The organism is Pararhizobium sp. (genome assembly GCF_965279435.1).
Classification (GTDB): domain Bacteria; phylum Pseudomonadota; class Alphaproteobacteria; order Rhizobiales; family Rhizobiaceae; genus Pararhizobium.
Map to the genome: position 1 here is coordinate 3,983,509 of NZ_CBDIHY010000003.1, position 12,079 is coordinate 3,995,587.

General features: G+C 60.0%; 13 protein-coding genes. 7 read left to right on the forward strand and 6 right to left on the reverse strand.

The features are described from left to right. Together ACQY8Q_RS25130 and ACQY8Q_RS25135 are read left to right on the forward strand one after the other, a co-directional pair. Window positions 1-312: a hypothetical protein gene (locus ACQY8Q_RS25130; RefSeq protein ID WP_428429186.1), complete on the forward strand. Its 312-nt coding sequence runs from the start codon at window positions 1-3 to the stop codon at window positions 310-312. 33 nt (window positions 313-345) lie between these two features. Continuing rightward, window positions 346-705: a DUF4087 domain-containing protein gene (locus tag ACQY8Q_RS25135; RefSeq protein WP_428429187.1), complete on the forward strand. Its 360-nt coding sequence runs from the start codon at window positions 346-348 to the stop codon at window positions 703-705. Between the two features lie 3 nt (window positions 706-708). On the opposite strand, the gene ACQY8Q_RS25140 is transcribed toward ACQY8Q_RS25135, so the two are convergent. Further along, on the reverse strand, window positions 709-1,614 hold the full coding sequence (locus tag ACQY8Q_RS25140; RefSeq protein ID WP_428429188.1) for a LysR family transcriptional regulator: 906 nt from the start codon (window positions 1,612-1,614) through the stop codon (window positions 709-711). 95 nt (window positions 1,615-1,709) lie between these two features. On the opposite strand from ACQY8Q_RS25140, the gene ACQY8Q_RS25145 reads away from it, so the two are divergent. After that, entirely contained in the window at window positions 1,710-2,765 is a 1,056-nt protein-coding gene (locus ACQY8Q_RS25145; RefSeq protein ID WP_428429189.1) for an SDR family oxidoreductase, read from the forward strand. A gap of 316 nt (window positions 2,766-3,081) precedes the next feature. Here ACQY8Q_RS25145 and ACQY8Q_RS25150 read toward each other — a convergent pair whose 3' ends face one another. Next, entirely contained in the window at window positions 3,082-4,377 is a 1,296-nt protein-coding gene (locus ACQY8Q_RS25150) for an NAD(P)/FAD-dependent oxidoreductase (RefSeq protein ID WP_428429190.1), read from the reverse strand. Between the two features lie 107 nt (window positions 4,378-4,484). Further along, window positions 4,485-4,949: an Lrp/AsnC family transcriptional regulator gene (locus ACQY8Q_RS25155; protein WP_426122937.1), complete on the reverse strand. Its 465-nt coding sequence runs from the start codon at window positions 4,947-4,949 to the stop codon at window positions 4,485-4,487. 173 nt (window positions 4,950-5,122) lie between these two features. Here ACQY8Q_RS25155 and ACQY8Q_RS25160 point away from each other — a divergent pair, with 173 nt between their 5' ends. Further along, window positions 5,123-5,842 (forward strand): aspartate/glutamate racemase family protein, encoded by a 720-nt coding sequence (locus ACQY8Q_RS25160; RefSeq protein WP_428429191.1) that lies wholly within the window; start codon window positions 5,123-5,125, stop codon window positions 5,840-5,842. 64 nt (window positions 5,843-5,906) lie between these two features. Then, entirely contained in the window at window positions 5,907-6,905 is a 999-nt protein-coding gene (locus ACQY8Q_RS25165; RefSeq protein ID WP_428429193.1) for a bifunctional helix-turn-helix transcriptional regulator/GNAT family N-acetyltransferase, read from the forward strand. Here the strand turns inward: ACQY8Q_RS25165 and ACQY8Q_RS25170 are convergent. Continuing rightward, on the reverse strand, window positions 6,876-8,132 hold the full coding sequence (locus ACQY8Q_RS25170) for an FAD-dependent oxidoreductase (protein WP_428429194.1): 1,257 nt from the start codon (window positions 8,130-8,132) through the stop codon (window positions 6,876-6,878). The two genes, ACQY8Q_RS25165 and ACQY8Q_RS25170, sit on opposite strands and share 30 nt — an antisense overlap. A gap of 83 nt (window positions 8,133-8,215) precedes the next feature. After that, window positions 8,216-8,620 carry a winged helix-turn-helix transcriptional regulator gene (locus ACQY8Q_RS25175; protein ID WP_428429195.1) on the reverse strand — a complete coding sequence of 135 codons (405 nt, stop codon included), beginning with the start codon at window positions 8,618-8,620 and terminating at the stop codon, window positions 8,216-8,218. 153 nt (window positions 8,621-8,773) lie between these two features. Here ACQY8Q_RS25175 and ACQY8Q_RS25180 point away from each other — a divergent pair, with 153 nt between their 5' ends. Further along, window positions 8,774-9,661 (forward strand): SDR family oxidoreductase, encoded by an 888-nt coding sequence (locus tag ACQY8Q_RS25180; protein ID WP_428429196.1) that lies wholly within the window; start codon window positions 8,774-8,776, stop codon window positions 9,659-9,661. A 51-nt stretch (window positions 9,662-9,712) separates the two neighbouring features. Here the strand turns inward: ACQY8Q_RS25180 and ACQY8Q_RS25185 are convergent, their stop codons facing one another. Continuing rightward, window positions 9,713-10,465, reverse strand: coding sequence for a pyridoxine 5'-phosphate synthase (locus ACQY8Q_RS25185; RefSeq protein WP_428429197.1), 753 nt, complete (start codon window positions 10,463-10,465; stop codon window positions 9,713-9,715). 373 nt (window positions 10,466-10,838) lie between these two features. Here ACQY8Q_RS25185 and ACQY8Q_RS25190 point away from each other — a divergent pair, with 373 nt between their 5' ends. Beyond that, the gene (locus ACQY8Q_RS25190) at window positions 10,839-11,954 is read left to right on the forward strand and encodes a hypothetical protein (protein WP_428429198.1); all 1,116 of its coding nucleotides are present in this window, start codon (window positions 10,839-10,841) and stop codon (window positions 11,952-11,954) included. The last annotated feature ends 125 nt before the right edge of the window (window positions 11,955-12,079 follow it).

Sequence of the window (12,079 nt, forward strand, 5' to 3'; positions counted from 1 at the left end):
ATGCGTCTTGACGTCATTGTGGTCACAGCCGTCATTGCCCTCGCAACGGCGACGCCAGGCATTGCCGGCGATGACGCACCCTACGCTGGCAGTTGGGATTGTGGTGTTGCCACCTTCAGCTTCACCAAGGATACCTATGATGCCGGCGAAGGGCCGATGCCGATCCGCAAGGTCGAAAAGCAGGATGGAAACTACATCCTGTCGTTCGACGGCAACTACCAGATCGGCCTGTCGAGCGTCACGCAAACGTCGATGCAATGGTTGTCGATGGCAAGCGGCGACGCGTTTGACTGCAAGCGCCCGAAACCCTGAACTTCTGCTGCCTGCAAGGCAAAGGACTTACCCGTGAAGCTCGCCATCGCAACACTACTGATCGGTATCGCCGCCGCCTCACCGCTGCTCGCAGCCGAAACCCGCTGCGGCTGGCTGCAGAACCCGACACCAGCCAACTGGTGGCTGGATGATGCCGATGGCAGCTGGACCATCATGTCGCAAGGCGGCGGCGAAGGACCTCCCGGAATGGACCTGATCCCGGATATTTCCGAACGCGATTATGTCCGCACCAACGGCAATTACGGCTATGCCTGCGCCTGCCTCTCGGTCGAGACCGACGATAATGAAGGGTCGATCACCAGGATCCTGTCGTTCCGGCAGCTGGCTCTGTCGACATGCAAAAACGACAGCAACCTGTCGGCACCGCAATAGGGTTCAACTGACGCGGCAGCGCTCGGCGAGGAAATCGAGAAACACCCGCACCCGCGCCGGCATATGGCCGCCCTGGCCAAGAAAGATCGCGTGAACCTCCTCGCTGTCTGATGCCGTAAAACTTTCCAGCACCGGCACCAGCGCGCCACGGGCAAAATCGCCGCGCACTTGAAAATCAGCAAGCCGCGCCAGCCCCGCGCCTGCGAGCGCCAGTTGCCGCAACGCTTCTCCATCGCTCGCCTGGGCGCTGCCGGCCGGCTTGATCGTCACATCCGCGCCATCAACGGAAAACGGCCAGCCGCCGCTGGCGCGGACATAGTTCGGGCCGAGCATATTGTGCCCGGCCAGATCATCCGGATGTTTTGGCATGCCCTTGCGCTTGAGATAGTCCGGTGCAGCGGCGATATGCAGTTTCACTGTGCCCAGCTTTCGCGCCATCAATGCAGAGCTCTTCAACGGCCCGGCCCGCACGGCGACATCGGTACGATCCTCCAGCAGATCGACGATATGATCTGTCAGCGACAGGTCGAGCGAAACGTCCGGATAAAGCGCTAGAAAATCCGGCAGGACCGGCAAAAGCATGTGGCGGCCGAAAGGGACATTGGCGCTGACGCGAATGCGCCCGCTCGGGCTGTCGGCAGCCGCGGCCGCCCGCTCCGCTTCATCGAGATTGGCGAGAACCTGCACGCCATGTTCGTAATATCGGCAGCCCTCAGGCGTTAGCTGCAGCTTGCGCGTCGAGCGGTTGACCAGCCGCGCATTCAGCCGGGTTTCCAGCCGGGTCACCAGTTTGCTCACAGCCGAGGGCGTCATGGCGAAATCACGGGCGGCGGCCGAGAAGCCGCCGAGATCGACCACCCGCACGAACACTTCCATCTCGCCGGAGCGATTGATATCCAGCCGCCCCATTGTGCCTCCATCTCACAAATCCTGTGCCTTATCGTTGTCTAGTTCTCAAATCGGCGCGCGTCCATATCTCATCTATCGACACAGAGGAGACTGCCATGAACCAGCACAAAACCGCTCTCATCGTCGGCGCACAGGGCGTCATCGGCGGCAATCTCGCCCGCTATCTGGAAACACTCGAGGATTGGTCGGTCATCGGCCTTTCCCGGCGCGGCGGCACCGCGACGGAGAAGATCCGGCACATATCCGTCGATCTGCTCGATCCGGCAGATTGCTTCAACAAACTCGCCGATCTTACGGAAGTGACTCACATTTTCTATGCCGCCTATCAGGACCGCCCGACCTGGGCGGAGCTGGTCGCGCCCAACCTCGCCATGCTCGTCAATGTCGTCACCGCCATCGAACGGGTAGCGCCGAACCTTGCCCATGTCAGCCTGATGCAGGGCTACAAGGTCTATGGCGCCCATCTCGGCCCCTTCAAGACACCGGCGCGCGAGGACGAAGACAATCACATGCCGCCGGAATTTAACATGGACCAGCAGGCCTTTCTGCAAAGCCAGCAGAAAGGTAAATCCTGGACCTGGTCGGCCCTGCGGCCCTCCGTCGTCGTCGGTGTCGCCACCGGCAATCCGATGAACCTTGCGATGGTCATCGGTCTCTATGCTTCGATGTCGAAGGAACTCGGGCTCCCCTTGCGCTTCCCCGGCAAGCAGGGTGCCTACGATACGCTGCTTGAGATGACCGATGCCGGCCTTCTGGCACGGGCGACCGTCTGGGCGGCGACCAATCCGCAATGCGCCAACCAGGCCTTCAACATCACCAATGGCGACCTGTTCCGCTGGAACGAGATGTGGCCGAAGATCGCCCGCTTCTTTGAAATGGAGACGGCTGCACCATTGCCGATGTCGCTCAATGTCGTGATGGCGGACAAGGCCGCGCTCTGGTCGAAGATGAAGGAGAAATACGGGCTCGCCGACCACCCGTACGAGGCCGTCTCGTCCTGGGGTTTCGGCGATGCAGTGTTCAGCTGGAACTATGATTTCTTCGCCGATGGCACCAAGGCACGGCGGCTTGGGTTCCACGACTATGTGCAGACCGACGAGATGTTCCTGTCAGTGTTTCGCGAGATGCGCGCACAGAAGATCATTCCATAGGAAAAGGATTTGACGAAGCAGTGGCGGATGGATGTTGGAACCCTGAATACCATCATCTGACGAGAGCGGCACCCCACTCTCCGTCATCCTCTCCCTTGTGGCGGGGATACAGCGACCCGACGTCCGTCGGGTCAAGAGCCCCTTTCAGCTCAATGGCTTGAGCTGGCTGGATTCCCGTGACAAGCACGGGAATGACGGAGGTGTTGGCAATCGCACAGTTTCCGAAATACTGCAAAATGGTGAAAAAATGACTGTGCCAGCAAGCTGAACCAGCCGGTACCGGATGGCTGCAAATGCTGCACCCATAGTGATGCGGTTACTCGCCCTTACCGCCATCCGGCGGAGTGGCCTGCAGCGTTTCCTTCTGGGTGATCAGCCGGGCGGTATGCTGGCCGCTGAGATAGATCCACAGCCAGCTCCAGGCGACAACGAACCGGCTGCGCGTGCCGATCAGGAAGTAGATATGGGCAATGCCCCAGATCCACCAGGCCAGGGCGCCTTTCAGCTTGAACCGGCCGAAATCGATGATGGCCGACCGCCGGCCTATGGTCGCAAGACTGCCCTGATGGCGGTAGCGAAAGGGCGGCAGCGCCGGCTTCTGCGCCAGCCGTCCCTTGATGACCTTTGCCACATAAGCGCCCTGCTGCTTGGCGGCGGGCGCAATTCCCGGCACCGGCTTGCCGTCCTCCTGGATCACAGAGGCCGTATCGCCGACGACGAAGACATTTGGCAGACCCGGTGCGCTCAAATCCTTTTCGACGATGACGCGGCCTGCCCTGTCGGCAGCAACGCCGAGCCATTCAGCGGCCGGAGAGGCCTGAACGCCGGCCGCCCAGACGATTGTCCGGCTGCCGATGAAGCGCTCGCCGATCATCACGCCTTGCGCCGTGCACTCCGTCACCCGCTCGCCGATGTGCACCTCAACACCGAGCTTTTCGAGCGCATTCCGGGCATAGACCGACAGTTCCTCGGCAAAGCTTGCCAACACCCGTGGCCCCGCCTCTACCAGCACCACCCGGGTCTTGCGGGTATCGATATTGCGAAATTCCTGCGGCAGGGTGACATGCGCCAGTTCGGCGATGATCCCGGCAAGCTCTACACCGGTCGGACCCGCCCCGACGATGGTGAAGGTCAACAGTGCAGCCCGTACCTCGGGATCGGTTTCCATCTCGGCCTGTTCGAAGGCAAGCAGCAGCCGGCGGCGGATTGTGGTGGCATCCTCCAGCGTCTTCAGGCCCGGTGCCACCGGCTCCCATTCGTCATGGCCGAAATAGGCGTGGGTCGCCCCTGTTGCCAGCACCAGCGTGTCATAACCAATGGTCTCGCCGCCATCCAGTGCCAGCGTCTTGGCCGTCGTATCAACGTTATCGACCTCCGCCAGAAGCGTCGTGACCTCCGGCCGGTCGCGAAACACTCTCCGGATCGGCCAGGCAATTTCCGATGTCGCCAAGAGCGTCGTTGCCACCTGATAGAGCAGTGGCTGAAAGAGATGATGGTTGCGCCGGTCGATTAGGGTGATCCTGACGGGAGCGCCTTTGAGATCCTTGGCCAGCTGCAGGCCGCCGAACCCGCCGCCGACGACGACGACATGGTGAAGGTTATCCTGCGGCATGATCGTATCTCCTGTTTTGCGTACAACTTCTACGCTTCGGCACCGATAGACAACTGCGCTTTCGGCATGGCACCCGTGCACAAGGCTACACGGCTCCGATACCTTCCTTAACGGGCATACTCCACCGGCACCGACATGCCACTCTTCAGGATTTCCATCGAGATCGAGGCAGAGACATCGAACAGCTCGACCTTGCGGACGATCTGCTTGTAGATGACATCGTAGTGCTCGACGCGCGGCAGCACGACCTTGAGGATATAATCGTAATTGCCGGTCAGCCGGTGCGCCTCGACGATTTCGGGAATATCGGCAACCACCTTGCGAAAGACGTCGATCCAGTCGTCGGAATGGTGCGCCGTCTTGATCAGCGCAAAGACCGTGGTCGGCACTCCCATCCTGTCGCGATCGAGAACCGCGATCCGGCGGGCGACATAGCCGGTCTCTTCCAGCCGCTGGATGCGGCGCGAACAGGCAGAGATCGACAGGCTGACCTTGTCGGCGAGATCGCCGACCGACAGGCTGGCATCCTCCTGCAGCAATGATAGAATCTTCCGGTCTCTTTCGTCCAGCACGCCCTGTTCTCCCCGGTACCATTGTGCACTCAATAAATATTTGCGCTAAAAATTTAAATCATGCAAAAAATACGCGTAAACGATCGCAATGTCATCCAACAAAGCGAACTCTTTCCGCCAGACATCGGTGACAATTACTGCATCAAAAAACACAGCGGAACAGGAACAGCATCATGCGCAAGATCGGCCTCATCGGTGGAATGAGCTTTGAAAGCTCGGCAGTTTATTACCGGATGATCAACGAGGCCGTGCGCGAACGGCTCGGGGCCTTGCATTCCGCCGAAGTCATGCTGCATTCCGTTGATTTCCAGACCATCGTCGATATGCAGAAGGCCGGCCGCTGGGACGACGCTGCCAAGCGCCTGTCCGAGGTTGCGCAGGGACTGGAAGCGTCCGGCGCCTCCTGCGTTTTGATCTGCACCAACACGATGCACCTAATCGCCGACCAGGTTCAGGCATCCATCACCGTGCCGCTGATCAACATTATCGATGAAACGGCAGCCTCGATGAAGGCCGCCGGCGTCAAGCGTCCACTACTGTTGGCGACGCGCTACACGATGGAACACGGCTTCTATACCAACCGCATGGCCGCCGATGGCGTCGATGTCATGGTGCCGAATGCCGAGGATCGCACTCTCGTGCACGACATCATCTTCAGCGAGCTCTGCGCTGGCATCATCCTCGACAGCTCGCGGCAGGCACTGATGGCCGTCATCGAGCGGGCAAAGAACCAGGGCGCCGACGCCATCATCCTCGGGTGCACCGAAATCTGCCTGATTCTCGATCCGAAGGACCTGCCGCTGCCCGGCTTTGATTCCACCGCGATCCATGCCGATGCCGCCGTCGCGTTTGCGCTTGAAGGTGTGTCGCAGAGTGGCAAGCAGGCGGCCTGAAGGCAGCTCAAGATACTTGACTCAGTCAAATAAATTGTGATCATGGCATTCATAGGAGAATGCCATGTCACCCAAATCACTGTCACATCCGGCCTTTGCCGAAATCGGCGATGACGAGATCGAGCAGATCCGCGCCTTCAACCGGTTCTACACCAACCGGATCGGCGTACTCGACCGCGCCTTCATGGACACGCCGTATACGCTGACCGAAGCGCGCGTCCTCTATGAGCTGGCAGCACACGGCACCACGTCGGCATCCCGGCTGACGGAAGAGCTTTCGCTCGATCCGGCCTATCTCAGCCGCCTGCTCAAATCCTTCACCGATACCGGCCTGCTCGAAACCACCAGAGACCCGGCCGATGGCCGTGGTCGTCTGCTGCAGTTGACGTTGCGTGGCCGCGGCGTTGCCACCGATCTGGCACAACGGTCACGCCAGCGTATCGCCGCGCTGCTGGAACCGATCAGCGAAGACGATCGCCGCGATCTCGGTGTGGCCATGGCGTCGGTGCAGACGCTGTTGTCCGGCGGCAAGAGCACCACCGCCCCGATCACCATCCGGCCGCACCGGATCGGCGACATGGGCATCGTGATCTCCAGCCAGGCAAAGGCCTATACCGAAACCTACGGCTGGAACGGCGAGTACGAGGCGCTGGTCGCAGAAATCTGCGCCGCCTTCATCCGCAATTTCGATCCCGCCCGTGAACATTGCTGGATCGCTGAACGCGACGGCACGTTCCTCGGCAGCATTTTTCTCGTCAAGGGCAACAGCGAAGGGACCGCCAAGCTGCGTCTTCTCCACGTCGATAGCGCCGCACGCGGACAAGGCCTCGGCACGCGGCTGGTCACCGAATGTATCAATTTTGCCAAAAGCGCCGGTTACCGGCGGCTGGAACTCTGGACCAACGACATCCTCGTCTCTGCCCGCCGTATCTACATCGCGGCCGGATTCACGCTGGAGAAGGAAGAGGCCCACCATTCATTCGGCAAGGACCTGACCGGTCAGATCTGGGCCCTGGACCTGACGGCGGCAGGCTCAGGCAAGGGCTCCATCGGTCTGAGGTGACGGCGAAAGCCAGTCCTGCTCCGCCAAACCGGCGGATTTGAAGGGATTGATCACGGTGCCTGCGACAATCGCAGCCAGTAGCCCGGGCATCGGCGGCACTTTGGCAATGGTGGAGACCAGCCGGTCACGCACCCAGGCAATCGCGGCCGAATCCGACTGGTAAAACGGCGTGAAGGCAAGCGACAGGATCTGGAACAGCCGCACATGATTGCGCCGGGCACGTGCATAGGTGGCCAGAGCAGAGGCAATATCGGTCGAACTTGCCAGCGCTTGGCTGAGCGCCGCCGCATCGAGCAGGGCCATATTGGCGCCCTGCCCCAGTTGCGGGCTGGTTGAATGGGCACTGTCGCCGATGAACACCACATTGCCGCAGTAAGGCGGCAGCGCAGTCCGATGGGCATAGCGTGCCAGTGTCAGCTGGTCCCAATCATCGATCTGGTCGAGAAACGGCTGACAGTCCGGCCAGTAGTCGCGAATGACAGACTTCCACCGCTCAAGCCCGGCCGCCTTGACCGCCTCGACATCGGCAATCTTCAGGCTCCAGAAGAACGCCACCTTGTCCGGATCGCCCAAAGTGGCGCGACCGGCGGGCAGTAGTCCGATCATCACCTTCGCCTTGTCGTAACGTTGCGACAGCGCCGCGCGGTCATAGACCGCGCCTTCGCCATCCAGCGTCGCCCAGAAGGCGCCATAGTTCAGATCACGAATGTTTGGCGCCGAGGTGGAGCCAGCGGCCAGCAGCGAGCGTGCACCGCTCGCATCGATGACGAGATCGTAATCACCGGCATCGCGTAGTGCCTGATCCTTCAACACAACGCGATCTGCGCGCTGCATTGTCGTGGTGAGATTGATCCCGGTGCGAATGGTGATGCCGGCGGCAACGGCGGCATCATGCAAGGTGTTGAACAGAGCCGCCCGCTGCACGGCAAGCCCATAGCGACCTCCGGGTGCCGCATCATAGCGCACGTCCAGCACCGTCCGGCCGCTGACGGCATCAGCGCCATGCAGCCGGTCGATGCGGTTTCCAAGCGTTTGAATGGTATCGAACAGGCCGAGTGCCGCAAGGACTGTCAACCCCGTCGGCTGCATCAACAGTCCGGAACCAACCGGTGCTGCCGTCTCGAAGCGTTCGAGGATTTCGACACGATGACCGGCGCGCGACAGGAAAAGAGCCGCTGCAAGTCCCGCCGGACCCGCCCCCACCACGCCAATATCGAGCTGTTTCATCAATGCCTATCCGGATATCGTCCCGGCTGCATCTCTACCAGCGACAACAACGAACCGTCCAGCCGATAAAAGCCGGAACGGTGTCAGGCAGCTGCGTCATACGCGACGCGGGCAGCCCTGATCGCCTGATGATGCTCGACCGACCAATCCACCAGCCCCTTGACCAAAACGAGAAAGGACTGGCCAAGCGGAGTCAGGCTGTATTCGACACTCGGCGGCTGGGTCGGAAAGACCTGCCGACCGATATAACCATCGCGCTGCAGGTCGCGCAGCGTCTGGGTCAGCATGCGCTGGGAAATGTCCGGGATCAGGCGCCGCAACGCGGAAAACCGCATCGGGCCATCGGCCAGCGCCAGGATCATCAGGGTGTTCCACTTGCCACCGATATTATCGACGACGTCGCGCACCGGGCAATCCTGCCCCGTGAACACCATGCCCGCAAAGACGGTCACTTGCTCGCCCTCTGTTTTTCCTGCCGCTGTGTTCATAGGCTGGTTCCCTTCACGTAACCACCAGAGAAATTACTGCCTCCTTTACATCCGTTTCCAGATAACGAAATAAGAGAAGGTCTCATTTCGGAACCATATCTCAAACGGGATGCTTCGGCAACAAACCGGCATCATTTGAACAAAGGAACCATCATGTCTGAAACCCTCCTCGTCACCGGTGCCACCGGTAAGCTCGGCCGCCTCGTCCTCGACGAACTGCTCGCCTCCGGCAAAGTCGCGCCTTCCGATATCATCGCCACCAGCCGCGACACGGACAAACTTGCCGAATATGCGGCAAAGGGCGTTCAGACCCGGGCGGCCGATTTTGACGATGCCGCATCGCTGGATGCCGCCTTCAAGGGCGCTGACCGCATCCTGATCATCTCCACCGATGCCCTCGACGAACCGGGCAAGCGCCTGCGCCAGCATCTCTCAGCTGTTGCCGCCGCCAAGAAATCCGGTGCCAAGCATATCCTTTATACGTCGATGCCGAACCCGGAAACCTCGGTCATCCCGTTCGCGCCGGACCATCTCGGCACCGAAAATGCGATCAAGGCAACCGGCATCGCCTACACCATCCTGCGCAACGGCTGGTACATGGAAAACCTGTTCATGGGCCTGCCGCATGCGCTTTCCGAAGGCAAATGGTACAGTGCGTCCGGCAACGGAAAGCTTGCCCATATCGCCCGCTCCGACATCGCCAAGGCGACGGCGAACGCCCTTGCGTCAAGCGCAACCGAAAGCAAGACCTACACGCTGACCGGCGAAACGAAGCATACGACGGACGAGGTCGCAGCCCTTGCCGCAAAAGTCACCGGCAAGCCGCTGGACGTTGTCCATGTCTCCGACGAGCAGCTCGCAGGCGGCCTGAAAGCGGCTGGCCTCCCCGACTTCATCATCCCTGTGGTCGTCTCGTTCGACACCAACACCCGCGAGGGCCATATCGATCTGGTGACGGCCGATGCAGGCAAGCTTTCGGGTCAGAAACTGACTTCGCTCGAAGATTTCCTGGCCGCCAGCAAATCAGTACTGCTCGGTTAAACGACAAAGGGCTCCGCTAAACGGAGCCCTTTTTTATGTGCTCATGTGATATCAAATATCCTGCCCGCAGGCGCGGCAGAAGCGGCGGACGGTTTCCGCCATGCCGAACTCCAGTGCATCCGCCGTCAGACCGTGACCGATCGAGACTTCGGCAAGATTGGAAATCCGCGCCGCAAGCGCCGGCAGGTTGGCAACAGTCAGGTCATGACCGGCATTCACTCCGAGCCCCAAAGTCGCGGCAAGATCGGCGGTCTGGCCCAATTCCTCCAGCAGCACCGCGCCGCGCTCGGGATCGTCGTAGCAGCCACCATAAGGGCCGGTGTAAAGCTCGATCCGGTCGGCACCGGTTTCCCTGGCAATCGTCAGTGCCTCAAGATCCGGATCGCCGTCGGCAAACAACGACACGCGAAAACCGCCCTTCTTCAATCGTCCAACGACATTGCCGAGCAGATTGTGGTTCTTGCGGAAATCCCATCCATGGTCCGACGTTGCCTGAGCGGGATCGTCCGGCACCAGCGTTACCTGCTCCGGCTGATGGCGCTCGACAAGCTGCAAGAATTCCTCGTTGGGAAATCCCTCCATGTTGAATTCGGTCTGCGGACAGAGATCGTCAATCAGCGCGCGGATCGGTGCCAGATCGGAAAAACGGATATGACGCTGGTCGGGGCGTGGATGCACGGTGAGGCCGCTCGCGCCTGCATCGAGCGCAATCTGCCCAAGTCCGGTAACGGACGGCCAGGGAAGATCGCGGCGGTTGCGCAGCATCGCGATCGCATTCAGATTTACCGAGAGTTTCGCAGCCATTTCAGCACCTTCCAAGGATACCGCCGTCGTTATGGCGCTCTTTCTAGCGGTTCATCTGCTACCCCGCAACAAATCTGCAGCACAGAAAGTGTCTCCGTTACAATAATCGTCCGCAGACCGTTCAACGCCTTTATTTCAGACAAAACTCACGTTAAATGAATGCAGCACCTGACAAACTGATAAAACTTCGATTTAATAGAGACTCATAGTACATGCCATGCACTCCCGAACGGTGAGCGGCAGTGCTGGAAACCCATAGAATCATCAAGCCGGAACCGATGAACCCTCGTTTTTGCCCCGACTCCATCCAATCGCCACCCGCTCCTGATAGGGAAGCGCTGATCTCGATGGTGTTTTCGGGGATGACGCAGTAATGGCACAGCATGAGAGACCAGACGACCAGGCAATCCGTCAATCCCTTGACGGTGTGCTGTCGAGTGCTCTTTTTTCCCGCTCCGAGCGGCTGCGCGCCTTTCTGAAATATGTTGTCGACAAGGAGATGGAGGGCACGGGGCACCAGTTGAAGGGCTATACGATCGGCATTGACGTGTTCGATCGGCCACAGGCCTTCAATGCCGACAGCGATCCCCTGGTACGTGTCCATGCCGGCAAGCTGCGCAAGTTGCTGGCGGCCTATTACGCCGATGAAGGCGCGCAGGACCTCTGGCGCATCGATATCCCCAAGGGCACCTATGTGCCCGAGTACAGGCGCCAGGGGATTTCAGCGGCACAGACGGCAGACGCAGCCCTGGCCGTAGCGTCTCCGCGCCGGCCTGCAAAAAGACGTTTCGCCTGGTTGCCCGCTCCCTTGTCTTCACCACTGGCAGTCTTGTCGGTGCTGCCGCTTTTGATCTTCGTTCCGTTGTCATCACCGGCCATGAGCGTCAACATTCCAGCGCAATCCAGCCTGCACGGCGCAGTGCTTGAACGCAAGTTTGCCGATGATCTGCCGAAGATAACCGTGCGTTCGCAATGGCCACGCAGCGGAACAGCGGCGCGCTTTGCGGACGCGTTTCGCAATGCCGCCTCGCATTACCGCACCATCGCCGCCGTGCCCGGCGCCGTCCTGTGGAAACGGCCGGTGCGCCCGGTTTCCGATCCGCTGGCTTTTACCGTTTCCGTGCTGCCACAGAAATCACCGGCAGGCCTTCGTGTCCTGATCAAGAACGATATGTCGTCGGACATCCTCCACGACCAGTTCATCGATGGCGCGCAATTGGCGAGCGAAGCAGATATTCTCTATGAAAGCCTGGCACTTGCGGCCAAGGTGCTGGCTTCGGACGGCAATATTTTCCGCTATGCCAGCGAGGCTAAGATCGACAGCCCGCTGATGGAGTGCATGGTACTGACTGACGCATACCGGAACGAGCAGACCCGCGAGGCCTTCCAGCAGGCAAAATCCTGTCAGGAAAAACTGTCGGTCAACCATCAGCGCAAGCTGAAATTCGTGATCAATGCCGGCGCCCTGCCTCTGACCCTTATTCGCTAGTTTGAGCAACGACTGCGGTCAACGCAACAAATACTGCGATAAATCGCGTCGGAAAATAGTATTCCCAAACGCGAAACGGCAGAAACTGTTGAAAAATCTTAGTTTTCATCCCCAAAGTTACTAGC

Bases quoted from the DNA above. Each gene is read 5' to 3' on its own strand.
- ACQY8Q_RS25130 (WP_428429186.1), top strand. From the start codon at position 1: ATGCGTCTTGACGTCATTGTGGTCACAGCCGTCATTGCCCTCGCAACG.
- ACQY8Q_RS25140 (WP_428429188.1), bottom strand. From the start codon at position 1,614: ATGGGGCGGCTGGATATCAATCGCTCCGGCGAGATGGAAGTGTTCGTG.
- ACQY8Q_RS25145 (WP_428429189.1), top strand. From the start codon at position 1,710: ATGAACCAGCACAAAACCGCTCTCATCGTCGGCGCACAGGGCGTCATC.
- ACQY8Q_RS25150 (WP_428429190.1), bottom strand. From the start codon at position 4,377: ATGCCGCAGGATAACCTTCACCATGTCGTCGTCGTCGGCGGCGGGTTC.
- ACQY8Q_RS25160 (WP_428429191.1), top strand. From the start codon at position 5,123: ATGCGCAAGATCGGCCTCATCGGTGGAATGAGCTTTGAAAGCTCGGCA.
- ACQY8Q_RS25165 (WP_428429193.1), top strand. From the start codon at position 5,907: ATGTCACCCAAATCACTGTCACATCCGGCCTTTGCCGAAATCGGCGAT.
- ACQY8Q_RS25170 (WP_428429194.1), bottom strand. From the start codon at position 8,132: ATGAAACAGCTCGATATTGGCGTGGTGGGGGCGGGTCCGGCGGGACTT.
- ACQY8Q_RS25175 (WP_428429195.1), bottom strand. From the start codon at position 8,620: ATGAACACAGCGGCAGGAAAAACAGAGGGCGAGCAAGTGACCGTCTTT.
- ACQY8Q_RS25180 (WP_428429196.1), top strand. From the start codon at position 8,774: ATGTCTGAAACCCTCCTCGTCACCGGTGCCACCGGTAAGCTCGGCCGC.
- ACQY8Q_RS25185 (WP_428429197.1), bottom strand. From the start codon at position 10,465: ATGGCTGCGAAACTCTCGGTAAATCTGAATGCGATCGCGATGCTGCGC.
- ACQY8Q_RS25190 (WP_428429198.1), top strand. From the start codon at position 10,839: ATGGCACAGCATGAGAGACCAGACGACCAGGCAATCCGTCAATCCCTT.